Origin of the sequence: Reichenbachiella agarivorans (assembly GCF_025502585.1) — a bacterium.
Classification (GTDB): Bacteria; Bacteroidota; Bacteroidia; order Cytophagales; family Cyclobacteriaceae; genus Reichenbachiella; species Reichenbachiella agarivorans.
Genome location: NZ_CP106679.1, coordinates 1034299 through 1056762, shown reverse-complemented (window position 1 = coordinate 1056762; position 22464 = coordinate 1034299). Strand labels below are relative to the sequence as shown.

Sequence of the window (22464 nt, the reverse complement as noted above, 5' to 3'; positions counted from 1 at the left end):
ACCAAAGACAACCTATGCGCTTTGGTCTTATATATTTGCACGAAAGAATAGATGATCTAACATGAACTCAAACGTACATATTGTAATAATGGCAGGTGGGGTTGGAAGCAGGTTTTGGCCTTATAGTAGAAACTCCAGACCCAAACAATTTATTGATGTCATGGGTGTCGGCAAAACCCTATTACAAATGACCTACGAGAGGTTTTTGTCAGTCGCCAACAAAGATAATATAATAGTTGTTACAAATCACCAATATGCGGACTTAGTAAAAGAGCAAATTCCCGACATGAGTGATAATCAAATTTTGTGTGAGCCAAGTAGAAGAAATACAGCACCTTGTATTGCTTATGCTGCATATAAAATCCACCAGAAGAATCCCAATGCAGTGATGGTCGTCACGCCAGCGGATCATGTGGTGTTTCAAAATGATAAATTCGCCAAGATTACGCAGGTGGCAATTGATGCAGCGGATCGATCTGATAAGATTGTCACCATTGGTATCAAACCAACTAGACCCGAGACGGGTTATGGATATATCCAATACTTGGAAAGTGAGGGTGATGTCAAAAAAGTCAAGACTTTTACCGAAAAGCCTCAGTTGGAACTAGCGAAAACATTCCTTGAGAGTGGTGATTTTGTATGGAATGCTGGCATATTCGTTTGGTCCACTCAGGCGATTACCGATGCGTTCGCTGAGTATTTGCCTGATATAGCGGACACCTTCGAAGAAGGAAATAACCTATACTACACAGGTCAGGAGCAGGACTATATCAACAGAGTCTATCCTGCTTGCCAAAATATCTCCATCGATTACGGGATTTTGGAGAAGTCACCCAATGTCTATGTGATTCAAGGGGACTTTGATTGGTCAGATTTGGGCTCTTGGGATTCGTTGCACGAGATACGTGAAAAGGACGAAGATCAAAATGTAATTGATGCAGAATCACTGATTTTCAATAGTAGAAACAACATCGTAAAGAGTGAATCTAACAGACTCATCGTACTGGATGACCTAGATGGCTACTTGGTTGGGGATTTTGATGATGTGCTAATTGTCTGCAAAAAGAACAACGAGTCCAAGTTTAGAGAGTATGTAGCCAGAGTAAAAGCAGAGAAGGGAGAAAAGTACCTCTAACTTCTCTGGCGTAAGCTCTCAAACAAGATCACTCCTGCCGCCACTGACACATTGAGCGACTGGATATTGCCCATGATGGGGATTTTCAATCTTAGATCTGCTGCTTGGAGGAGTTCTTCTGATATTCCATCTTCTTCCGATCCTAAGATGATAGCTGTAGGGATGGTTAGATCAGCGCCATAGATGACCTCATCGGTCTTTTCTGTACAGGCGATGATTTGGAAGCCGCTATCCTTTAGGTATTTGATGGATTCGCTGAGGTTGTGCTCTTTGGCAATGGATACGTAGTTAAGTGCGCCTGCCGAGGTTTTGACGGCATCACTGTTGATCATGGCACCACCACGACTAGGAATTACGATTCCGTTGACACCCACACACTCAGCACTACGACAGATAGCACCAAAGTTGCGCACGTCTGTGATTCTATCGAGTACCAAGACCAAAGGAGCTAGTCCATTTTCATAGCTTGAGGCTACAATCTGATGCAGTGCTACGAAATCAATTGGAGAAACAAAGGCAACCACACCCTGATGATTCTTCTTGGTGAAACTATCGAGTTTTTCAACAGGTACTTTGGATACACTGACCATTGATCCTCTGAGCATTGACATGAGCTCTTTGATCAGTTCATTGTCTGCACCTTTTTGAACGAAAATTTTGTCGATGGTTTTTCCTGACTTGATCGTTTCGATGACTGCTCTGGTACCAAATACCATGTTGTCATATTTGATTGCTTTAGGTTTGTGGTGGTTTACGAAATTCCTTTTCTCCATTTTTTTATTTCTCGGTACCAGATCTCTGCATAGACGCTATCTCTTACCAGCGTGTAATGATGCTGCGTAAATAGATTGATCTGTTTTGCAAAAGTAAACTTAATATCCCCCTCATAGGCTTTAAACTCCCAAATTTCTTCATTGCCATTTCTGCTTACTTTGTCTGGTGTACCATAGATGATGTAGATCATCCCTTGGTCGGTCTTCCATCCTGATTTATAACTGGTAAATAGCTCATTGGCCTCTTTGATTCGCTTGTAGTAATTTTTGATGGTACTTGCGGCCATTTTTTTGGATGGAATTATTTTTAGCCAAAAGTCTTCAAAAGCTTCTCTGGGTTCAGTTGCCAAGAGCAATTTTTCATATTCTTCTTGGGTGGAGATGAAAATTAAAGGAGTGATGAGTTCTTCAATTTGTGTTGCTTTTGGGAAAGTAGCAGTATGGCTAAGGCAAATTTGTCCTTGACTGGTACTCGTGTCGTTTTGTATAAAGTACAGACTATTTTCCGCATGGATTGAAAACTCATTACCAATTAGGCTTGATTTGATGATCTCCAACTCTTGGTTGCCATTGGGGTCTGGTTGCATAGCCATAGGGGGTAACCCGTTCTTAAAGGCATTGGGATATTCATAGGAATAAAAGGGAGCTGATTGACCACTGATAGGATGTAGAACCAATGTATCACCAAGGGTCAGGTCATGAAACATCTTGGTCGTGTCTGCAGGTTTAATGATGAAATCAGCTAAAGGAAATGACAAGGATTGATTGATAGGGATGTCAAAAAAGTATGTTCGAGAATGATAGACTAGTTTTACAACCAAATAATTTTGATCCGTATCAACTTTGAGTTTTATTTCTTTTTGTTCCCCTTGAGTTAGTTTTCTAGTCGTTTCGGATAGTAATTCTACAGGGAAGTCACTGGAGGAAGTAAATTTTTCCTGAGCCAATAACTCAAAACTGGTGATGCTATCTGATGCCGAAATTCTTGTGTAGCCAAACGATAGCAACAGTGTGTAAATACTGTCAACTTGAGCTATCTGATAGTTCATTTTGACAGAGGAGTTCTTGTAGTGGTCAGCATAGTTGATGTTGGATAGATCGACAGCATGACTCAGAAATGAGACAAGAAGGGTGCAAATAGTGAGAAGTGGGATTTTCATAGTAGGCATGCTCTAAATATAAATTATTTTCATGTTTTGAGATCATTTATGCCTTAGTTTTGCTGGATGTCTACATTTACTACGGAAATAGCCTCGGACAAAATTGTCTCTGACAATCCCATTCATCAGCGTCTACTCAAGGCATACTATGTAGCCCAACCCATGGTATCAGGTACAGTACTCGAACCAGGTTGTGGGGAAGGTCGAGGGATTGAATTGCTAGCACCTCAGGCAGATCAATATTTGGCATTGGACAAAATCCAGTCCGTCATCGATGCGCTCAAATTGAAGTATGATTCAGTTGATTTTAGACAAGCTGTTTTTCCTCCTTTTGATGGATTGGTTGACAATACTTTTGACACGGTCATTAGTTTTCAGGTGATCGAACACATCCAAGATGATCTCTTGTTCTTGAAAGAAATACATCGTGTATTAAAACCTGGAGGCAAAGCCATCATTACCACGCCTAACATCAAAATGTCGCTTTCTCGCAACCCATGGCATGTCAGAGAATATACCAGCGCCGAACTCAAAGAGTTAGCACAGGGTATATTTTCGTCTGTAGAGATGAAAGGAATCGCAGGGAATGAAAAAGTGATGACCTATCACGAGCAAAACAGGAAGTCGGTCAACAAAATCATGCGCTTCGATATCTTCGATTTGCAACACAAATTACCAGCTCCTATTCTGCGTTTTCCTTACGAGATTTTGAATCGAATGAATAGAAACAAGCTTCAAACTCAGGATACTGGTTTGGTAGCCGAGATTCATCACAGTGATTATTTTTTGGCAGAGGAGTCTGATCAAAACTTAGATTTGTTTTGTATCTTGACTAAGTGAGTTATTATGATCAACTAGAACCCGAAAGCGAACGAAACAATAAGTTTTGGGGGGGTGATTCTTTTAATAATAATTTTGGGGCTTCCATATTTGCTATTCAAATTGTTTGGGTGATATTTGCGCCTCGGTTACCGAAAAATGGGGTATTAGCTCAGCTGGTTTAGAGCGCTGCCTTGACAGGGCAGAGGTCACTGGTTCGAATCCAGTATGTCCCACTCCTTTTTCACTCATTTTCAGATTTCATGCTTTAGAGTGCTGCCTTGACAGGGCAGAGGTCACTGCGGTTCGGCGTCCCGATTCGAATCCAGTATGTCCCACTCCTTTTTTCACTCATTTTCAGATTTCATGGTTTAGAGTGCTGCCTTGACAGGGCAGAGGTCACTGCGGTTCGGCGTCCCGATTCGAATCCAGTATGTCCCACTCCTTTCTTTACTTCCCATTCATTCTTCATGTTATTGTATAGATCACTGGCTTGACAGAGCTTACTACTCTCCGTGGTCTGTGGCACACAGACCAACAGACCAGTTTCAAAGATGAATACCACAGACCTTGGTGAGATTTGCGATTCCAAACAAGCATTTGATATTCTCAGCGGAAAATTTACTAATTTGTAAGCATGAAATATTTACTCATTTTCATATCAATGATCACTTGGGAAGTGCATGCACAAACTGTCATAGATTCTACAGCTTCTTTGCGTGGTATTTCTGTTTTGAATCAGGAAGTGGTCTGGGTAAGTGGGACCAAGGGCACTATAGCAAAGACTGATGATGGGGGTGCTTCATGGCAGAAAGTTGTGATCCCCAACACTCAGGAGATGGATTTTAGAGACATAGAGGTGTTTGATACGAAAACTGTCTTGGTGATGAGTGCTGGTGAAGGCTCAAAATCTAATATTTATCGAAGTGAAAATGCTGGAAAGTCTTGGTCTTTGGTGTATGCCAATACATTTGAAGAAGGCTTTTTTAACGGATTCTCTTTTTCGGATTCTTTGAAGGGAGTATTGACTGGTGATCCGATAGAGGGTAAATTGTTTGTCCTCAGAACTACCAATGGTGGCAAGACTTGGAAAAGGGTGAATCCAAAAAAGCTCCCCGAGATGGCCGACGGTGAGGCAGGTGGATTTGCTGCGAGTGGTAGCCATCTGTATTTGAATGATGAGATATTTGTGAATGGTACAGGGGGATCAATAGCACGACTCTATATATCGGATGCTGGTTTGAAAAGCTGGAAGGCCGAAGCTGTGCCTATTATCCAAGGAGAAAGTAGCCAAGGAATTTTCTCAATCGATTTTTGCAACAACCTGTTGGGAGTCGCAGTAGGTGGGGACTATACCAAAGAAGACGAAGGAAATCAAAATGTGGTGGTAACGGAAGATGGAGGAGAATTTTGGATTCATTCGGAGAATTTTCCCGTTTATCAATCCTCCGTTCGTTTTGTGGATTGCCTGCATGTGGTGTCTACAGGCCCAGGAGGTACTTACATTTCCAATGACTCTGGCTATACTTGGATCAAGACCAATTATCCAGGGTTTCATGCCGTGGATGTGTCCGCAGATGGTGCCATCTGGGTGGCAGGTAGCCAAGGGAGAGTGATGAAACTAGATTTATAAAACACACGTGACTTTAAAAGAAGACATTTATCATGCTTGTCTGAAGACACTCGATGATAAAATTGAGATTGCCAAATCAAGTATGGAAGCAGCTCAAGAATCGGCAAATAATGAAACAAAATCCTCTGCTGGAGACAAGTACGAGACGGGTCGTGCCATGAGCCAAAATGAGAGAGATATGTATGCCAAGCAATTCACGGATTTGCTGCATCAAAAGAAGGTTTTGGGATCAATAGATCCTAAGAAGAAGATGTCAACCGTAGAGTCTGGTGCTTTGGTCAAAACAGAGAAAGGTCTCTTTTTTATCTCAATCAGTATTGGATTGGTGCGTGGCAAAATGAACCAAGCGATGGCTATCTCACCTATTTCTCCCATCGCACAGCAGATGTTGGGTAAGAGAGAAGGAGAGACTTTTGACTGGATGAAGAAATCCGAACAAATTTTGGAAGTGCTATAAAAAACAACGACACCATCTTCATGGTGTCGTCAGCAGCATTTATTCGAGAAAAATTATCTTGTAATAACTTAGTTTAGGTGTCAGTTGATTACAATTCAAAGATGACCATTCCCTACACCTTATTCAATACCCAGATTTGGGTATATTTCAGAAAACTTTCACTTTTATAAATTATCAATATTTTGTTATTGGCTGATTTATAGGGTCTTAGTAAAATCACGATTTTTTTGAAGATGGCATGCTTATTGTCAAATCATCAGAGGAAAATAGAATTTGTGATTTAAATGCTAATAAGATGATTTCAAAAAAGGTGAATTATTTAGGCTTGGGTTTGTTGGTAGGATGTGTATTGGTCTTTTCTTCATGCGACGATGAGATCAATCCTTCTGCGACCATTACCACAGAGGAGATTACTGTTGGTGATTTCAGTACCATTCAGGTGTCTAGTGGGTTTGACGTTGAGATTTTTGAGGCTGAGGGAGACAACGAATATGTATTGATCGAATCAAATGAAAATCTCCACCAGTATATTGAGGCCAATCAAGAAAATGGGAATTTGAGTATTCGTTTGGATAATGTCAATGTGAGCGGTAGAACGATCCTGAAGGCACGAGTATATACAAACCATCCAATAAAGGCCATATCCCTTACAGGAGGGTCTAGACTGACGGCTTCTGGTGTGACTTATGAAAGTGCAGTTACTTTTGATCTCTCGGGAGCGAGTTTCTTGCGAACAGAAGTGAGTACGGCTAGTTTGACAGCCAATCTTGCTGGCGCATCCAATTTAGAGATTAGAGGAGAGGCTAATTCTATCGTCTTGAATCTTACAGGTGCTAGTAGAGTGTCTGATGACCGAATGGAAGTCAACATGGCGAATTTGACTTTGTCTGGAGCGAGTCAGGCAAAATTGGTCATCAACCAAGAGCTACGCCTCAACGCTACAGGTGCGAGTGTACTGAGATATGGTGGAGACGCAGTAATCAAGGCAATAGACATGAGTGGTAATTCCACCATAGAAAAAATATAATACACACATTTATATTCACACAAAACCACTGTGGTATGATATTCATACCACAGTGGTTTTTTATTTGTGTCTTGCCTCTAGTATTTTCACTACATCATGTAAATCATATCCCTTGGCGCGGAGCAAGATCATGTAGTGGTACAATAGATCGGCAGATTCGTTAAGAAACAGACCTTCGTCATTGTCCTTTGCTTCGATGACTACTTCTACCGCTTCTTCACCTACTTTTTGGGCAACTTTGTTGATCCCCTTTTTGAATAGAGAGGAGGTGTATGATTTTTCGTCAGGATTGTCATGACGATCTTTGATGACAGCTTCTAGCTGAGAGATGAAACCAAAATTCGGCTTGTTTTCTTCTCCCCAACAAGTGTCGGTTCCTTTGTGACAAGCTGGGCCAACTGGATTGACCGAGATCAACAGGGTATCATTGTCACAGTCCAATTTAATGTCCCTTAGTTCGAGGAAATTTCCACTGGTTTCTCCTTTGGTCCAGAGTCTTTGTTTGCTGCGACTATAAAAAGTCACCTTGCCCGTTTCTTGGGTCCTAGCGAGTGCTTCTTCGTTCATGTAGCCTAGCATCAGTACATTTTTGGTTTTGGCATCTTGAATGATGGCTGGTACTAATCCGTTGGTTTTGTTATAGTCAATGGTCGATAGTCGATTGTCCATGGTATCTTTCTTGTTAATAGAGGGTCGATAGTTTATTGATCGACAAACTCTCGGTTGTTAAAGTCTTACAGGTATTCCCTGTAGTTTTAATTCTTGTTTTAGGGTTGGGATTTCTATTTCCTTGAAATGGAAAACACTGGCAGCTAGTGCTGCGTCAGCTTTTCCGAGGGTAAAGGTATCAGCAAAATCCTGAATACACCCTGCACCACCTGAGGCAATGATCGGGATGTTGACCAACTCCGAGAGTTTGGCTAATGCTTCATTGGCAAATCCTGCTTTTGATCCATCGTGATCCATGGAGGTGAAAAGTATCTCACCAGCGCCTCTGATCTCAGCCTCTCTGACCCAATCGAACAAATCAATCTCAGTAGGAACTTTTCCTCCCACAAGATGAACTTTCCACTGTCCATTGATTTGCTTGGCATCTACAGCGAGTACTACACATTGACTCCCAAACTGTGCTGCGAGTTCGTCAAGTACTTTGGGTTCCTTGACCGCCCAGGAGTTGATAGAAATCTTGTCAGCACCGCGATGCAACAAAGTGTAGACATCTTCCACAGATTTGATTCCTCCACCGACTGTAAAGGGGATATTCACCTTTTCAGCTACTTTTTCCACCAACTCTGCGGTGGTTTTTCGTCCATCTCCAGTCGCAGTGATGTCAAGAAATACCAACTCATCTGCGCCTTGTTCGGAGTAGATTGTAGCCAGCTCCACGGGATCGCCAGCGTCACGAAGATTGACGAAGTTGACACCTTTGACTGTTCGGCCATCTTTGATGTCCAAACAAGGAACGATTCTTTTAGTCAGCATAAGCTTCGAGTTGTTTCAGTGAAATTTTGTTTTCATAGATGGCTTTCCCGATGATGATGCCGTCCATTTTTAGAGCCGCGGCGGCTTCTACATCGGTGATGTCTTTGACCCCTCCACTTGCTACTATCTTTTGCTTCGGAAATTCGCGCATCAAATCTTCGTACAAATCTACAGCGATTCCTTGCAACATGCCGTCCTTGCTGATGTCCGTGCATACCATGTACAGGTTGCCCATGGCCTCATATTCTTTGATCAGGTCAAAAAGATCAACTTGTGATTCTTCTTGCCATCCATTGATAGCGATTTTTCGGTTGGTGGAGTCGGCACTGAGGATGATTTTTTCGCTTCCAAATTTCTTGAGCCATTCTCCAAATAGGGCTTTGTTTTCCAAGGCTACACTGCCGAGGTTGACTTGTGCTGCACCTGCGTCAAATGCGATATTGATGTCCTTGTCTGAGCGAATCCCACCTCCGAAATCAACGATTAGGTTGGTGTGAGTGGTGATGCTTTCTAGTACCGCTGCATTTTTGATTTCACGGGCTTTTGACCCATCAAGATCCACGAGATGGAGGAATTTGATTCCTGCTGCCTCAAATTCTTTGGCTACTTCGAGTGGATTTTCGTTGTATATTTTTTTCTGGTCATAGTCGCCTTTGGTGAGTCGGACGCATTTGCCGTCTATTAGATCGATTGCAGGTATTATTCTCATATGTCAACAGTTGACGGTCGACTGTGGACCGTATTACATTTCAATAAAATTCTTCAATATCAATTGTCCGAAAGTCCCACTTTTTTCGGGGTGAAACTGGCAACCGTAAAAATTGTCCTTGTGCAATGCAGCACTAAAAGCATCTGGATAATTGGCCTTGGCGATTGTCCATTCAGAGTCAGGTACGTAATAGGAGTGCACGAAGTAAACAAATTCTTTCTCACTCAAACCGTTCATCAGAGGGGTTTTCAAGGCTTCAATTTGATTCCATCCCATGTGAGGGACTTTCACGTCTTTAGCTGAAAACAATTTGACTGGCAGCGGAAAAATCCCTAAGCCTTGGGTATCATTTTCCTCTGAGTATTCACACATTAGTTGCATGCCTAAGCAGATACCTAAAAAGGGTTGTTTGGCATTTTTGATCACTTCTACAAGACCTGCTTCTTTTAGCGCTTTCATCGACGAACTCGCTTCTCCCTGACCAGGGAAAATTAATTTATCTGCCGATTCGATCACCTCGATCTTGTTGCTCAGTTCGGCCTGCAGTCCAAGGCGTTCACAGGCGAATTTGACGGAGCGGACGTTGCCCGCACCATAATCTATGATGACGACTTTGCTCATAACATTCCTTTGGTCGAGGGTAAAATCATTTTGTCTTTGTCTTGCTTGACGGACATTTTGATGGCTTTCGCAAAAGCCTTGAAAATCCCTTCAATCTTGTGGTGCTCGTTGTCTCCTTCTGCTTTGATGTTCAGATTGCACTTGGCTGCATCCGAGAATGACTTGAAGAAGTGAAAGAACATTTCCGTTGGCATTTTCCCCACCATCTCACGTTTGAATTCCGCATCCCATTCGATCCAGTTTCGTCCTCCAAAATCCAAGGCTACCTGACACAAACAATCATCCATGGGCAGGCAGAATCCATATCTTTCGATCCCTTTCTTATTGCCCAATGCCTGTGCGATTGCCTCGCCTAGTGCGATACCTGTGTCCTCGATGGTGTGGTGCTCGTCCACTTCGAGATCGCCTTTGACTTGGATTTTGAGATCCAACAGTCCATGCTTGGCGATTTGATCAAGCATGTGATCGAAGAATTTGATACCCGTGTTGATATCAGCTTGTCCAGTCCCGTCTAGTTCTACCTCGATATCAATATCGGTTTCTTTGGTGGTGCGCTTGACAGTACCCTTGCGTGAACCACGACTGACGAGATTATAGATGTCTTCCCAATTTGTGGTCGTCAATGCGATGCAGTTTTTCAGTTCTTCCACCTTGGCAGAAATCTCATCTGCACCGAGCCCTTCTTCGTTATTGATGAAAATAGCTTTTGCACCGAGGTTTTTTGCCAATTCTACATCTGTAATACGGTCACCGATCACATAAGAATTGGCTAGGTCGTAGCTGCCATCCATGTACTCCGTAAGCATGCCTGTTCTGGGCTTACGTGTGGGAGCATTGTCGGCAGGAAAGCTGCGGTCGATCTTGACAGCATCGAATTTTACACCTTCATTTTCGAAGGCCTGCATACACTTGTTGTGTGCTGGCCAGAAAGTGTCCTCAGGGAACGAAGTAGTCCCCAAACCATCTTGGTTGGTGACCATGACTAGTTCGTAACCGAGTTTGGCGATTTTGGCCATCCATTGGAATGCACCAGGGTAGAACTCTAGCTTTTCGAGGGAGTCTAGTTGGTAATCAACAGGTGGCTCTAGCACAAGTGTGCCGTCTCTATCAATGAATAATATTTTTTTCATAATTGGTGTTTGGTCAACAGTCGATAGTCAACGGTTCATTATTTCTTTTCGTAAGCAGCTATTCCCTCGATCAATCGCTGATTCTCCACGGGTGTACCGATCGTGAAGCGGAGACAATTGTCGCAGAGGTATTCTTTAGACCTGTTTCTTACGATTACTTTTCTCTTTAAGAGGAAATTATAAAGTTCAAGGGCGTTCTCTACCCTTGCCAATACGAAATTGGAATCCGATGGAAACAACTTTTTGATCACTTTTGAGTCGGTCAAAGCCTTTTCTATTTTCACCTTTTCAGCCATGATGACTTTTAGGTGCTGCTTGAATTCTTCTTCTCGATTCAAGGCATCAAGTGCTGCTTTTTGAGACAGAATATTGATGTTGTAGGGAGGCTTGATGGCGTTCAATACCTTGATGATTTCCGCAGATGCGAAACACATACCTACTCTCAATCCAGCCAATCCCCATGCTTTGGACAGTGTCTGGCATACTATCAAGTTGGGGTATTTGTTCAAATCGACCAACCATGAATCCGTCTCCGCAAAGTCAATGTAGGCTTCATCTATCACGACAATCCCTCTCTTCAAATCCAGAATCTTTCTGATTTCTTCCTTGTTGAGCAGGTTGCCAGAGGGGTTGTTGGGTGAGCAAATGAAGAACACTTTGGTGTTTTCATCAGACGCATCAATCATTTTTTGTCCATCGAGGACAAAATTTTCCTCCAGATTGACTTTTCGAAGCGGTACGTCATTGATCTCAGACAAAACAGGATACATGCCGTAGCTCGGATTGTGTGAGACCACATTGTTGATTTTGGGTTCACAAAATGCTCGGTAAATCAAGTCCAATACCTCATCGCTCCCATTGCCTATGAGGATGTTTGCTGCTGGCACGCCTTTGATCTCACTCAGCCTGGTCTTGACAGTCTTTTGGTATGGGTCGGGATAACGATTCATCCCGTTTTCGAAGGGATTTTCGTTGGCGTCCAGATATACCTCTGCTATGCTGTCGAACTCGTCACGAGCTGAACTATAAGGAGTCATCGACCTGATGTTATCTCTTAAAAGACTTTTGATATTCATTGCTTTGATTCTTAGCTGTTGGTCAGGTATTCTAGTCTTAAAGTCACTGCGTTTTTATGCGCTTGTAATTGTTCGGCTGCAGCCATGTGCTCGATGGCTGGCCCGATGTTTTGGATACCTTGTTCGGTGATCTTTTGGAAAGTGATTTTCTTCATAAAAGCATCCAGGTTTACACCACTATAGGACTTGGCATAGCCATTGGTCGGCAGGGTGTGATTGGTGCCTGAAGCATAGTCTCCGGCACTTTCTGGTGTGTAGTTGCCGATGAAAACCGAACCTGCATTCCTCACCTGATCGAGATAAAAGTCTTCATTTTGAACACAAAGAATGTAATGCTCTGGCGCATATTCGTTGATGAAATCAACACAGTCCTGATCATTTGGGATACAAATGATTTTAGAGTTTTCAATGGCTTTTTCGGCGATCTCTTTGCGTGGCAATGCGGCCAACTGAGTCTCTAATTCTTCTTGAATTGCTTGGATTTGATTTTTATTTTTGACGACACAGATCACTTGACTGTCGATCCCGTGCTCTGCCTGAGAGAGCAAATCTGACACGACAAAAGCAGGAATAGCTGTTTCATCTGCCATGACCAAAAGCTCCGAAGGACCTGCTGGCATGTCGATAGCTACTCCGAGTTGTGAGGCTCGCTGTTTGGCAGCTGTCACGTATTGGTTGCCAGGTCCGAAAATCTTGTCCACCTTGGGAATGCTCTCTGTGCCGAAGGTCATCGCGGCGATGGCTTGAATTCCACCTACCTTGAATATCTGTTTGACTCCCGCAAAACGAGCCGCAAAGAGAATGGCAGGATTGACTCTACCATCGGACCCAGGAGGTGTGCAGAGCACAATCTCGTCACAGCCTGCTATTTTGGCTGGAATCGCCAACATCAGCACGGTCGAAAACAATGGGGCTGTCCCTCCTGGGATGTAGATCCCTACTTTCTGAATGCCTTTGGCTTCTTGCCAGCAGACTACGCCAGGAGCGGTTTCTACTTCTATTCGGTTGGGTTTTTGAGCGGCATGAAAGGCTCCAATATTCGTGGCTGCTAAAGTGATGGCATCTTTGAGTTCTTGAGAGACCAATTTTTCGGCAGTATTTACTTCCTTTTCACTGATGACAGAACTGCTCAAGCTAGCTTTGTCAAACTGCTCGGTATAGGCAAGCAAGGCCTGATCACCTTTGGAGCGGATCGCGTTGAACACACCATCTACCGTAGCTTGTAAGTTTTGCTGCTCCAACGCTGGACGCTGGATCAGTTCTTTCCAATCAGATTTGTTGGGATTGATAGAGACGATCATAGTACCATTTTTTCGATTGGAACAATCAAAATACCTTCTGCACCAGCGTTTTTCAACTCGTCGATGACTTGCCAGAATTGACCTTCTTCGATTACTGTGTGTACCGAACTCCAGCCTGCTTCGGCCAGTGGAAGTACGGTGGGGCTTCTCATCCCAGGTAGCATTTTGATGATGTTGTCAATCTTGTCATTGGGTACGTTCATCAAGACATACTTCGATTTCTTCCCCTTTTGTACAGCATCCAGTCTAAACAAAAGCGTACTGAGTAGTTCTTCTTGTTCCTGAGTAAGCTTTTTGCTCTTAACCAACACTGCTTCGGATGTGAGTATTAAATCCGTTTCTTTTAACCCGTTTTTGAACAAAGTGCTGCCTGAGCTAACTAAGTCACAGATACCTTCGGCCAATCCGATGTTGGGGGCTATTTCTACAGAGCCTTTGATGACGTGGATATCAGCTTTGACTTGGTTTTTGTCCAAAAATGCCTGAAGTGTGTTTGGATATGAGGTAGCGATACGCTTGCCATCGAAGTATTGGAGACCTTCATAGTCGAGGTCTTTGGGAACAGCGAGTGACAATTTGCACTTAGAAAAACCGAGTTTTCTCACTACTTCTATGTCGTTTCCTGCTTCTACCAATAGATTTTCACCCACGATGGCAATATCTGCCACGCCATCTTCCACATACTGTGGGATGTCTCCATTGCGGAGATATAGCACGTCCATGGGGAAATTCGTCGCACTGGCTTTGAGTTGGTCTTTGCCATTGTCGATGTGAATTCCGCAGTTTTTTAATAGCTCGATAGATTCTTCGTTTAGTCTTCCGGATTTTTGAACTGCGATTTTGAGTACACTCATTTTATTGTTTTTTTAAAGCCTGGGTTCTATTGGAAAGGAGCAAAAAAAATCCCGTCCAAAATTAATCAGACGGGATGGATAATATTATTTTTTAGTCACAACTATATCACCTCGCCTGCGCGTTCATTGTATGGTGATGATGTTGTTTGTTTGTTTTCATATTCTTGAAAGTGGGGCAAATGTAGGAAAAAATAACATTTCTCTACAGCCTAAGTCTGATTTAATTCTTAAAATAATATTTCAGATAATACAGCCAGAGTGGCCCCAACTAGGCTTATGATCAATTTGCGTGAACTCCAGCTATGGCCAGGGCTGGATTCCAAGAATATCGTGGTGGAGATATGCAAGAAATTGCCAGATACAAAGGCAAACAGCAAGACCATCCCCGCATTGTCCAAAAGCCCAAAATCACCTAACAAATGTCCTGCGAACACTCCTGCAGGTGATGCCAGCGCAAAAATTGTCAAGAGTATCAGTTGAGTAGATCTGGATTTGTATTGACATGCCAGTACAGAGATCAGCGCCAAGGCTGCAGGGACTTTGTGAAAAACAATTCCTGCCAACAGGGTGCCTTCGGTATGGTTGGCGTGGACGCTTTCTGGATGAGCCAATAAGGTGCCTTCGAGAAATCCGTGAACACTGAGAGCGACCATCAGTGAGATGCTCTTTAGGGTAGTGTGTCCTTCTCCATGATGATGATGGTGCATGTGTCCATGTTCTACTCCATTGGTAAAGTACTCCAGTACCTGCTGGAAGAAGAAACCCAGTAGAATGAATCCACCTACTTTGAGATGGTCGTGGCTGGCTTCAAATATCTCTGGCAGGATGTGGATGATCGTCACAGAAAACAGGAATGAGCCTGCAAACACCAATACATGCTTGATGTTTTTGCTGATGACATCTACAGAATTGATGGCAAGTATTCCACCTAAGAAGGCAGACAGGAATAGAATGATGGCGCTTTTGATCATGCAGGTTTTTGTATCACGAAGATAAGTCTATCAGATTTTTCCTTTTCGTAAGGGGCAAGATGATAGTCTCCAAATAAATCTAGCACAATAAGCCCATTTGCTTCAAAATAGTTCAAAAAATCTGTGCGACGGATTGCTTTTACTTTTTCCATGTACTCATAGTGTTGACCATGGTCATCTACTATGATGTTTTTGATGATGTATTGATCGTCGGTGTATTCGCGGCTGATCTTGAAATGTATGTTGTCTATGGTCTTATCTTCTTCTTCTACCAGGTTGTTGATCACGACATAAGGATTGAGGAAGTCAATGAGGAGTTTGCCTCCTGGCTTGAGGGAAGCAACCGTGGCACGGATGACATCCAGATTTTCTTCGATGGAGTCAAAGTATCCAAAGGAAGTAAATAAGTTGAATACGTAATCAAAACTTTCGGGTCTGTAAACATCCCGCATGTCATGGATGTCGAAATGCAGACTGCCTGTTTCTTTGGTCTTGGCGTAAACAATGTTTTGCTCTGAGAGATCTACTCCTGTGACTTCAAAGCCTCTTTCGTTTAGGTAGATAGCATGTCGGCCCTTGCCGCAGGCCAGGTCTAGGATTTTCGCATCTTTAGAGATACCAAAATAGGCGATGAGATTGTCCAAAAATTGGGCAGCTTCTGTATAATTTCTGTTTTTATATAATATGTGGTAATAAATGGTGTCGAACCATTCATCAAACCATTCTTTTTTTTGTGGTTGCTCGCTCATAAATCTTATCTGCTGCAATATTAGTACTCAGTATTAACAACACCTAGTTTAAGGTCGCGCTATAATGAATTTTTGAGGGCTCTTGGTAGCTATCAATCATTGTTGTTCATGATTAATGTCATCTATGTGTGATGTTGGAGCCTACTTTCTATTGGTAGTTTTGCGATTCAATCAATTTATAGTACATGGAATCTGCGATGAAATCATTACAGTTGAGTTATGGAAGATGTGCCAGCTCTCCTCTTTTTTTTAAAGACTTTTATGACAATTTCTTTAACTCGTCACCTCTCATCAAGCAAAAATTCATTGATACGGACATGGATGCGCAAAGGGGTTTGTTGAGACATGGATTGTCTCACTTGATCATGTATGCGGGGGGCAGTCATGCTGCGGAAATGAAAGTGGATCGATTGGCACACTCACATTCTAAGACTCAGCTTGATATTCAACCTTGGATGTATGATTATTGGATCAAAGCACTCATGACAACAGTTAAAATGCATGATCGAAAGTTTGATGAGTCTCTCAGTGCTATTTGGGAAGGTGCATTGAAGATGGGAATAGAGAAGATGATCAAAGCTCATTGAATGTAAACACGGGATGCTTTAATACAAGCATCCTGTCAAATCAACTTTTGTCAAATGGTCACATACTCTTGCGCATGGCGCTAGGTTTCAAGGCAAAAAAGTTACTTTAAAGCTGGAAATGGTAGTTTATTTCAATATTTCTATGGATGACATGATTTTTTCTGACCCATAGTAGTTGAGCTTTCCGTTTTCATCCGAGAAAATCAAAAACCCTTCGAGTTCTGGGTTTTCTTCGATCATTTGGATTGATTTTTCTAGTCCCAGTACCATACAAGCAGTCGCATATCCATCGGCCAGAGCACAATTGGGAGCATAGATAGAGGCACTCAAGAGATTATGCCTGATGGAATAGCCCGTAAATGGACTGATTGTGTGAGAGATGATGCGTCCTCCTTCCTCGTAGTAGTTTCGGTAATTGCCCGATGTGGCCAGTGCCGTATTTTTGATAAAGGTGGTAGCAAATAGTTGCCCTCTTTCTGGACTCACTTCTGGTTTTTCAATTCCGATTTTCCAATAGGTTTCCGAATTGTTTTTGCCTCGGCACACTACTTCTCCTCCAATTTCTACCATGAAGTTTCGGATGCCTTGTTCATAGATATAGTCAGCTATTACATCGACAGCATAGCCTTTGGCTGTTGCACTAAAATCCAGATAAACACCTGTCTGTTTGGTTGCGATTTTCTTATCAAAGAACACTTTCTCAAAACCTATTTTCTGTTTGAGGGAATCTATGAATGCAGAGTCCAAGTGGAGTTTTTTTTCAGGCCCAAAGCCCCAAGCATTGACCAGCGGCCCGATGGTAGGATCAAACGCACCGTAGCTTTTTTTATAAATTTCTTGACTGATATTCAAAATTGGCATCAAGTAGGGCGTTTCGTAGGTCACCGTGTCTCGTGCATTGAATCGTGAAATCTCCGAACTTGGGATGTAGGTAGAGAGAGAGTTGTTGAAGTCTACCAAAATAGAGTCTATTTGCTTTTGGTAATCTCTACCTGCCATGTCTATGTATTTGATAGAATAGGGTACTACGCCCATCGTAGTACCTGTGAGATGGATGACCTTGGCTTCATCTTCTTTGTGTAACTGTCGCCAGACAATCAAAATACCTAGTGCCAAAACAATGAGTAATAACCTTCTCTTTTGCATGTGTTCGTGATCTATATCGGAGCGCAAAGAAATCGAAGAAAGACTAGAATGAGAAACTGTGACCCAAACTTGTTGAATCCTTTCTAAATGAGAATCACTAATTTTGCGATCAATCTCCCTATTTTAGCCAATAATTCAAGCCCATCGATGAGAGAAGATTATTTGAATCCTGAAGATGAAAACATGGTACCAGAGGAAGTAGAGTTTGAGAAAGCTCTGCGCCCCCTGTCCTTTGATGATTTTGCAGGCCAGCAAAAGGTGGTGGACAACATCAAGGTTTTCGTACTAGCCGCCAAGAGACGAGAGGAACCTTTGGATCATGTGTTGCTCCATGGCCCTCCAGGTTTGGGCAAGACGACCTTGTCACACATCATCTCCAACGAGTTAGGCGCAAGTATCAAGATTACTTCCGGTCCGGTACTGGACAAACCAGGAGATTTGGCTGGGTTGCTGACCAATTTGGAATCTGGTGATGTATTGTTCATAGATGAGATACATCGTCTCAATGCCGTCGTGGAGGAGTATCTCTATTCTGCTATGGAGGATTACAAAATAGACATCATGTTGGACTCTGGTCCGAATGCACGCTCTGTGCAGATAGGCTTGAATCCATTTACACTCATAGGTGCTACGACCCGTTCTGGACTGTTGACCTCTCCATTGAGAGCGCGTTTTGGGATCAATGCCCGCTTAGAATATTATGATTCTGATTTGTTGGCGAATATTGTCAAGCGTTCCTCAGCCATTTTGAACACACCCATAGATGACAATGCCGCACTAGAATTGGCCAGAAGGAGTCGAGGGACCCCACGTATCGCCAACAATCTGCTGCGTCGAACAAGAGATTTTGCTCAGATCAAAGGCAATGGCACCATCACCAAAGCCATCGCTGACATGGCTTTGGAAGCCTTGGATGTAGATGCCAATGGCTTGGACGAAATGGACAATCGCATTTTGTCAACGATCATCAACAAGTTCAAAGGAGGGCCAGTTGGATTGACCACTATCGCTACAGCGTGCAGCGAAGAGGCGGATACGATAGAGGAGGTCTATGAGCCATTTTTGATCAAAGAAGGCTACATCAAACGCACCAGCAGAGGTAGAGAGTGCACCGAATTGGCCTACAAGCATTTGAAAATCGTACCTCCTACACGGATGGGTACATTGTTTGATTGATTTTGGATACACAAAAACTCACACAGCGAATCAAACAACTCGCTCTTCATGAGGGGTTTATGTCCTGTGGGGTTTCCAAAGCAGGATTTTTAGAAGAGGAAGCTCCCAAATTAGAAAAATGGCTAAACCAAGGCATGCATGGTGAAATGGCCTATATGGCGAATCATTTTGACAAGCGATTGGATCCGACCAAACTGGTGGAAGGAGCCAAGTCTGTGATCTCACTCACCTACAATTACTATCCCGACCAAAACTTTGCAGAGGAGAGCAACTACAAAATTGCCAAATACGCTTATGGCAAAGACTATCATTACATCATCAAGCCTAAACTCAAAACCATCCTCAATACCCTCATAGAAGAAGTAGGAGATATCGAAGCAAGAGTTTTCGTGGATTCAGCACCTGTGCACGAGCGTGCCTGGGCTGCCAAGTCTGGATTGGGTTGGGTGGGCAAGAATTCATTGCTGATCAATCCTAAGACAGGTTCTTTTTATTTCCTGGCTGAGATCATCGTAGATATCGAGCTGGATTATGATGGTCCTATGCGAGATTACTGCGGCACGTGTTCCAAATGCATGGATGCTTGTCCAACGGATGCCATTCCTGAACCCTATGTAGTCGATGGTAGTAAGTGCATTTCTTATCTCACGATAGAGTTGAAAGATCAGATCCCGTCTGAGTTTCAAGGAAAGATGGAAAACTGGATATTTGGTTGTGATATCTGTCAAGACGTGTGTCCATGGAATCGTTTTTCAAAACCACACCAAGAGGTTAATTTTCATGCCAATGAAATGCTACAAGGGATGAAAAAAAATGAATGGGAAGACCTGACAGAGGAGCTGTTTCAGGAGGTATTCAAGGGTTCTGCGGTGAAGAGAACCAAGTTTTTGGGATTGAAGCGAAATGTGAACTTTGCAAAATGAGAAGTAGACCTAACACCCCTACGGAGTGTTAGGTTGGTTTTGTTATTCTTTGAATGTGTAGTAAATACCTACGTTGAAAATTGATTGTGGCGACATGTTCACGTCAAGTACAAAATGGCTGTCATAGATACCTACACCAGCCAATCGACCGACCATACCCCAACGTGGAGCCAATGAATATGCTATACCAGCATCAACAAAAAGGTCTACCGTCGTGTGAGAATCTCCTGGATCTTGAGAAACAGTATTGACTCTGAAATTGGCGCCAGCATACACCGAGAATTTTTCAGAGATAGGAACCCAATATCTGCCGTATACATGAGGAGCCACAGTGGTTTGCTCTGTTGCACCTCTGTTGTCTCCTTCTAAAAAGAGCACCACGCCTAATTGAATATTGTCCGCCAACCAATAGCCTGCTTCAGGAGCAATTTTCCAATAGTCTTCTTGGAAACCTAATGCACCACCAGCATACATGCTCCCCTGTTGAGCATACATTGTGTTTGCAGCAAAAAGGATAACTGCAAGTGTTAATAGTTTTTTCATGTGTTTAAAATTTTATGTTTAATATAAAATTTGTCATAAAAGTGTCAGTATGCAATAGTGTCTGACAAAATTTTTGACAAAAGAAACCTTACAGATCATACTTGTGAAACAATCGTATAATTTAGCCAACCAAAATATTGCGTAGATATGTCTGAGATGAACCCTTTGTTGTTGCCTTTCGAAGGCCCATTTGAAGTTGCCCCTTTTTCCAAAATCAAATTAGTACACTACAAACCAGCTATCGAGCAGCTGATCCAAGAATCACTGTTGGAAATAGATGCTTTGGTCAACAATCCTGAACCCGCTACTTTCGAAAACACCGTGGTGGCATTGGATAGAAGTGGCAAGCAACTCAATCAAGCAGCTGAGGTGTTTTTCAATCTCAACTCTGCAGAGACCTCTGATGAGATGCAGACCATCGCGGCAGAACTGTCTCCAATCTTGACAGATTATGGCAACCAAATCATGCAAAATGAAGGCTTGTTTGCCAGAGTGAAATTTGTCTATGAACATGCTGGTCAGTTTAGCCTAGACAAGGAGGATAAAATGCTGCTAGAAAAGTCCTACAAAGGATTTATCAGAAGTGGCGCCAACCTGAATACTGATGAGAAAAAGAAATACAGCGAAATCTCCAAGGAATTGGCGCAGCTCCAACTCAAGTTTGGAGAGAACGTACTGGCAGAAACCAATAGTTATGAACTGATCATAGATGATGAAAAGGACTTGGCGGGGTTGCCAGAAGGAGCGATAGATGCTGCAGCACTTGCTGCAGAAGAAAAGGGCTACAAAGGCAAGTGGTTGTTTACCCTACAGGCTCCAAGTTATTTGCCTTTCATGGAGTATGCAGATAGCAGTGAACTACGACAAAAAATGTTCATGGCCTATATGTCAAAGGCATTCAAAGGTGATGCCCTCGACAATCAGGAGAATGTGAAGAAAATAGTCAAGCTCCGACACGACAAAGTGAAATTGCTAGGTTATGATTCCTATGCGGATTATGTATTGGAAGAGAGAATGGCTGAATCAGCCGACAAGGTGATTTCATTCCTCAATGATCTGCTAGAAAAGGCCCTGCCCAAAGCGAAACAAGAAGTAGAGGAGGTAAAGGCATACGCCAAAAAGTTGGGATTGGAAGGAGAACTCAACAGGTGGGATTGGGCTTATTACTCTCAGAAATTGAAAAACGAGAAGTTTCAAATCAACGATGAGATGCTGCGTCCCTACTTCAAGTTGGATCAGGCTGTCCAAGGAATTTTTGATGTGGCGAAGAAACTGTACGGCTTGACTTTCAAGCGAAATGAAAGCATACCAGTCTATCACAAGGACGTGAAAGCTTACGAGGTGATCGACGAAAAGGGCAAACATATTGCGGTATTCTTTGAGGATTATTTCCCTCGGCCTGGCAAAAGAGGTGGGGCTTGGATGACGTCCTACAAGAGTCAATACAAAGACGGACAAGATCATCGACCCATTGTTTCAATAGTTTGTAATTTTACACCTGCTACAGAGAAGAAACCATCATTGCTGACGTTCAACGAAGTGGAAACTTTGTTCCACGAGTTTGGACATGCACTTCATGGTATGTTGGCAGATAGCAAGTATGAGTCTTTGAGTGGCACGAGTGTTTATTGGGATTTTGTAGAGTTGCCATCGCAGATTTTGGAGAATTGGGTGCAAGAGAAGGAGTGTCTCGATTTATTTGCAAAACACTACGAGACAGGAGAAGCCATCCCCGAGGAATACATTCAGAAAATCAAAGATTCGTCCAATTTTAACGAAGGGTATCAAACCATGAGACAGCTCAGTTTTGCGTTGATGGACATGGCATGGCATTCTTTGACTTCAGACGAATTGACTATTGACAGTGTTGCCGATTTTGAGAGAAAGGCAATGTCCAGAACGGAGCTTTTTGACAGGGTGAATGGGATTTGTATGAGCACACAGTTCAGTCATATTTTTCAAGGAGGCTATGCCGCAGGTTATTATAGTTATAAGTGGGCAGAGGTCTTGGATGCAGACGCCTTCTCAGTATTCAAGGAAAAAGGCATCTTCAACAAAGAAGTGGCGACTTCATTCAAAGAAAATATCTTGTCTCGTGGAGGCAGTGAACACCCGATGGAGCTGTACAAGCGATTCAGAGGACATGAACCGACTGTGGATGCTTTGTTAGAACGAAGTGGCTTGAGATAAAA

At 42.8% G+C, this 22464-nt stretch carries 24 protein-coding genes and 1 tRNA gene; 10 read left to right on the top strand and 15 right to left on the bottom strand.

The window, feature by feature from the left end:
* Nucleotides 1-61: 61 nt before the first annotated feature.
* Complete coding sequence (locus N6H18_RS04480) at nucleotides 62-1135, top strand: mannose-1-phosphate guanylyltransferase (protein ID WP_262310637.1); 1074 nt, start codon at nucleotides 62-64, stop codon at nucleotides 1133-1135.
* On the opposite strand, the gene rlmB is transcribed toward N6H18_RS04480, so the two are convergent.
* Nucleotides 1132-1908, bottom strand: coding sequence for a 23S rRNA (guanosine(2251)-2'-O)-methyltransferase RlmB (rlmB, locus tag N6H18_RS04475; protein WP_262310636.1), 777 nt, complete (start codon nucleotides 1906-1908; stop codon nucleotides 1132-1134). The genes N6H18_RS04480 and rlmB overlap by 4 nt on opposite strands.
* Nucleotides 1887-3068 carry a GWxTD domain-containing protein gene (locus N6H18_RS04470; RefSeq protein WP_262310635.1) on the bottom strand — a complete coding sequence of 394 codons (1182 nt, stop codon included), beginning with the start codon at nucleotides 3066-3068 and terminating at the stop codon, nucleotides 1887-1889. Before N6H18_RS04470 ends, rlmB begins: the two co-directional genes overlap by 22 nt.
* 66 nt (nucleotides 3069-3134) lie before the next feature.
* Between N6H18_RS04470 and N6H18_RS04465 the strand changes: the two genes are divergently transcribed.
* Nucleotides 3135-3908: a class I SAM-dependent methyltransferase gene (locus N6H18_RS04465; RefSeq protein WP_262310634.1), complete on the top strand. Its 774-nt coding sequence runs from the start codon at nucleotides 3135-3137 to the stop codon at nucleotides 3906-3908.
* A 140-nt stretch (nucleotides 3909-4048) separates the two neighbouring features.
* A tRNA-Val gene (locus tag N6H18_RS04460) sits at nucleotides 4049-4123 on the top strand.
* A 128-nt stretch (nucleotides 4124-4251) separates the two neighbouring features.
* Here the strand turns inward: N6H18_RS04460 and N6H18_RS04455 are convergent.
* Entirely contained in the window at nucleotides 4252-4479 is a 228-nt protein-coding gene (locus N6H18_RS04455; RefSeq protein WP_262310633.1) for a hypothetical protein, read from the bottom strand.
* A gap of 45 nt (nucleotides 4480-4524) precedes the next feature.
* On the opposite strand from N6H18_RS04455, the gene N6H18_RS04450 reads away from it, so the two are divergent.
* The 3 genes from N6H18_RS04450 (at nucleotide 4525) to N6H18_RS04440 (ending at nucleotide 7004) form a co-directional block, all read left to right on the top strand.
* Nucleotides 4525-5520 (top strand): WD40/YVTN/BNR-like repeat-containing protein, encoded by a 996-nt coding sequence (locus tag N6H18_RS04450; RefSeq protein ID WP_262310632.1) that lies wholly within the window; start codon nucleotides 4525-4527, stop codon nucleotides 5518-5520.
* Between the two features lie 7 nt (nucleotides 5521-5527).
* On the top strand, nucleotides 5528-5977 hold the full coding sequence (locus tag N6H18_RS04445) for a GreA/GreB family elongation factor (protein ID WP_262310631.1): 450 nt from the start codon (nucleotides 5528-5530) through the stop codon (nucleotides 5975-5977).
* A gap of 295 nt (nucleotides 5978-6272) precedes the next feature.
* Entirely contained in the window at nucleotides 6273-7004 is a 732-nt protein-coding gene (locus N6H18_RS04440; RefSeq protein ID WP_262310630.1) for a DUF2807 domain-containing protein, read from the top strand.
* A gap of 60 nt (nucleotides 7005-7064) precedes the next feature.
* Here N6H18_RS04440 and hisIE read toward each other — a convergent pair whose 3' ends face one another.
* The 10 genes from hisIE to N6H18_RS04390 form a co-directional block, all read right to left on the bottom strand.
* A complete protein-coding gene (gene hisIE / locus N6H18_RS04435) occupies nucleotides 7065-7673 on the bottom strand; it encodes a bifunctional phosphoribosyl-AMP cyclohydrolase/phosphoribosyl-ATP diphosphatase HisIE (RefSeq protein WP_262310629.1) in 609 nt (202 codons plus the stop codon).
* Nucleotides 7674-7730: 57 nt separating this feature from the next.
* Nucleotides 7731-8486, bottom strand: coding sequence for an imidazole glycerol phosphate synthase subunit HisF (gene hisF, locus N6H18_RS04430; RefSeq protein ID WP_262310628.1), 756 nt, complete (start codon nucleotides 8484-8486; stop codon nucleotides 7731-7733).
* A complete protein-coding gene (gene hisA, locus N6H18_RS04425) occupies nucleotides 8476-9195 on the bottom strand; it encodes a 1-(5-phosphoribosyl)-5-[(5-phosphoribosylamino)methylideneamino]imidazole-4-carboxamide isomerase (RefSeq protein ID WP_262310627.1) in 720 nt (239 codons plus the stop codon). The genes hisF and hisA overlap by 11 nt, the downstream gene beginning before the upstream one ends.
* 33 nt (nucleotides 9196-9228) lie before the next feature.
* Entirely contained in the window at nucleotides 9229-9816 is a 588-nt protein-coding gene (gene hisH, locus N6H18_RS04420) for an imidazole glycerol phosphate synthase subunit HisH (RefSeq protein WP_262310626.1), read from the bottom strand.
* Nucleotides 9813-10946: a bifunctional histidinol-phosphatase/imidazoleglycerol-phosphate dehydratase HisB gene (gene hisB / locus N6H18_RS04415; RefSeq protein WP_262310625.1), complete on the bottom strand. Its 1134-nt coding sequence runs from the start codon at nucleotides 10944-10946 to the stop codon at nucleotides 9813-9815. Before hisB ends, hisH begins: the two co-directional genes overlap by 4 nt.
* 38 nt (nucleotides 10947-10984) lie before the next feature.
* Complete coding sequence (gene hisC / locus N6H18_RS04410) at nucleotides 10985-12022, bottom strand: histidinol-phosphate transaminase (protein ID WP_262310624.1); 1038 nt, start codon at nucleotides 12020-12022, stop codon at nucleotides 10985-10987.
* 11 nt (nucleotides 12023-12033) lie between these two features.
* Entirely contained in the window at nucleotides 12034-13323 is a 1290-nt protein-coding gene (gene hisD, locus N6H18_RS04405) for a histidinol dehydrogenase (RefSeq protein WP_262310623.1), read from the bottom strand.
* A complete protein-coding gene (gene hisG, locus N6H18_RS04400; RefSeq protein ID WP_262310622.1) occupies nucleotides 13320-14177 on the bottom strand; it encodes an ATP phosphoribosyltransferase in 858 nt (285 codons plus the stop codon). Before hisG ends, hisD begins: the two co-directional genes overlap by 4 nt.
* 227 nt (nucleotides 14178-14404) lie before the next feature.
* On the bottom strand, nucleotides 14405-15148 hold the full coding sequence (locus tag N6H18_RS04395) for a ZIP family metal transporter (RefSeq protein ID WP_262310621.1): 744 nt from the start codon (nucleotides 15146-15148) through the stop codon (nucleotides 14405-14407).
* Nucleotides 15145-15897 (bottom strand): class I SAM-dependent methyltransferase, encoded by a 753-nt coding sequence (locus tag N6H18_RS04390; protein ID WP_262310620.1) that lies wholly within the window; start codon nucleotides 15895-15897, stop codon nucleotides 15145-15147. The genes N6H18_RS04395 and N6H18_RS04390 overlap by 4 nt, the downstream gene beginning before the upstream one ends.
* A gap of 185 nt (nucleotides 15898-16082) precedes the next feature.
* Here N6H18_RS04390 and N6H18_RS04385 point away from each other — a divergent pair, with 185 nt between their 5' ends.
* Nucleotides 16083-16484 carry a globin gene (locus tag N6H18_RS04385; RefSeq protein ID WP_262310619.1) on the top strand — a complete coding sequence of 134 codons (402 nt, stop codon included), beginning with the start codon at nucleotides 16083-16085 and terminating at the stop codon, nucleotides 16482-16484.
* A gap of 126 nt (nucleotides 16485-16610) precedes the next feature.
* On the opposite strand, the gene N6H18_RS04380 is transcribed toward N6H18_RS04385, so the two are convergent.
* Nucleotides 16611-17630 carry an FAD:protein FMN transferase gene (locus N6H18_RS04380; RefSeq protein WP_262310618.1) on the bottom strand — a complete coding sequence of 340 codons (1020 nt, stop codon included), beginning with the start codon at nucleotides 17628-17630 and terminating at the stop codon, nucleotides 16611-16613.
* Nucleotides 17631-17777: 147 nt separating this feature from the next.
* Here N6H18_RS04380 and ruvB point away from each other — a divergent pair, with 147 nt between their 5' ends.
* Both ruvB and queG read left to right on the top strand, forming a co-directional pair.
* Nucleotides 17778-18806: a Holliday junction branch migration DNA helicase RuvB gene (gene ruvB, locus N6H18_RS04375; RefSeq protein WP_262311584.1), complete on the top strand. Its 1029-nt coding sequence runs from the start codon at nucleotides 17778-17780 to the stop codon at nucleotides 18804-18806.
* A complete protein-coding gene (gene queG, locus N6H18_RS04370) occupies nucleotides 18803-19729 on the top strand; it encodes a tRNA epoxyqueuosine(34) reductase QueG (RefSeq protein WP_262310617.1) in 927 nt (308 codons plus the stop codon). The genes ruvB and queG overlap by 4 nt, the downstream gene beginning before the upstream one ends.
* A gap of 42 nt (nucleotides 19730-19771) precedes the next feature.
* Here the strand turns inward: queG and N6H18_RS04365 are convergent, their stop codons facing one another.
* Nucleotides 19772-20272, bottom strand: a complete 501-nt coding sequence (locus tag N6H18_RS04365) for an outer membrane protein (protein ID WP_262310616.1) — start codon at nucleotides 20270-20272, stop codon at nucleotides 19772-19774.
* Nucleotides 20273-20419: 147 nt separating this feature from the next.
* Here N6H18_RS04365 and N6H18_RS04360 point away from each other — a divergent pair, with 147 nt between their 5' ends.
* Nucleotides 20420-22462, top strand: a complete 2043-nt coding sequence (locus N6H18_RS04360) for a M3 family metallopeptidase (protein WP_316044833.1) — start codon at nucleotides 20420-20422, stop codon at nucleotides 22460-22462.
* Nucleotides 22463-22464 lie beyond the last annotated feature (2 nt).

What these genes read in the sequence shown, in the direction of transcription:
- N6H18_RS04480 (WP_262310637.1), top strand. Translation starts at nt 62, where the DNA reads ATGAACTCAAACGTACATATTGTAATAATGGCAGGTGGGGTTGGAAGC.
- rlmB (WP_262310636.1), bottom strand. Translation starts at nt 1,908, where the DNA reads ATGGAGAAAAGGAATTTCGTAAACCACCACAAACCTAAAGCAATCAAA.
- N6H18_RS04470 (WP_262310635.1), bottom strand. Translation starts at nt 3,068, where the DNA reads ATGAAAATCCCACTTCTCACTATTTGCACCCTTCTTGTCTCATTTCTG.
- N6H18_RS04465 (WP_262310634.1), top strand. Translation starts at nt 3,135, where the DNA reads ATGTCTACATTTACTACGGAAATAGCCTCGGACAAAATTGTCTCTGAC.
- N6H18_RS04450 (WP_262310632.1), top strand. Translation starts at nt 4,525, where the DNA reads ATGAAATATTTACTCATTTTCATATCAATGATCACTTGGGAAGTGCAT.
- N6H18_RS04440 (WP_262310630.1), top strand. Translation starts at nt 6,273, where the DNA reads ATGATTTCAAAAAAGGTGAATTATTTAGGCTTGGGTTTGTTGGTAGGA.
- hisIE (WP_262310629.1), bottom strand. Translation starts at nt 7,673, where the DNA reads ATGGACAATCGACTATCGACCATTGACTATAACAAAACCAACGGATTA.
- hisF (WP_262310628.1), bottom strand. Translation starts at nt 8,486, where the DNA reads ATGCTGACTAAAAGAATCGTTCCTTGTTTGGACATCAAAGATGGCCGA.
- hisA (WP_262310627.1), bottom strand. Translation starts at nt 9,195, where the DNA reads ATGAGAATAATACCTGCAATCGATCTAATAGACGGCAAATGCGTCCGA.
- hisH (WP_262310626.1), bottom strand. Translation starts at nt 9,816, where the DNA reads ATGAGCAAAGTCGTCATCATAGATTATGGTGCGGGCAACGTCCGCTCC.
- hisB (WP_262310625.1), bottom strand. Translation starts at nt 10,946, where the DNA reads ATGAAAAAAATATTATTCATTGATAGAGACGGCACACTTGTGCTAGAG.
- hisC (WP_262310624.1), bottom strand. Translation starts at nt 12,022, where the DNA reads ATGAATATCAAAAGTCTTTTAAGAGATAACATCAGGTCGATGACTCCT.
- hisD (WP_262310623.1), bottom strand. Translation starts at nt 13,323, where the DNA reads ATGATCGTCTCTATCAATCCCAACAAATCTGATTGGAAAGAACTGATC.
- hisG (WP_262310622.1), bottom strand. Translation starts at nt 14,177, where the DNA reads ATGAGTGTACTCAAAATCGCAGTTCAAAAATCCGGAAGACTAAACGAA.
- N6H18_RS04395 (WP_262310621.1), bottom strand. Translation starts at nt 15,148, where the DNA reads ATGATCAAAAGCGCCATCATTCTATTCCTGTCTGCCTTCTTAGGTGGA.
- N6H18_RS04390 (WP_262310620.1), bottom strand. Translation starts at nt 15,897, where the DNA reads ATGAGCGAGCAACCACAAAAAAAAGAATGGTTTGATGAATGGTTCGAC.
- N6H18_RS04385 (WP_262310619.1), top strand. Translation starts at nt 16,083, where the DNA reads ATGGAATCTGCGATGAAATCATTACAGTTGAGTTATGGAAGATGTGCC.
- N6H18_RS04380 (WP_262310618.1), bottom strand. Translation starts at nt 17,630, where the DNA reads ATGCAAAAGAGAAGGTTATTACTCATTGTTTTGGCACTAGGTATTTTG.
- ruvB (WP_262311584.1), top strand. Translation starts at nt 17,778, where the DNA reads ATGAGAGAAGATTATTTGAATCCTGAAGATGAAAACATGGTACCAGAG.
- N6H18_RS04365 (WP_262310616.1), bottom strand. Translation starts at nt 20,272, where the DNA reads ATGAAAAAACTATTAACACTTGCAGTTATCCTTTTTGCTGCAAACACA.
- N6H18_RS04360 (WP_316044833.1), top strand. Translation starts at nt 20,420, where the DNA reads ATGTCTGAGATGAACCCTTTGTTGTTGCCTTTCGAAGGCCCATTTGAA.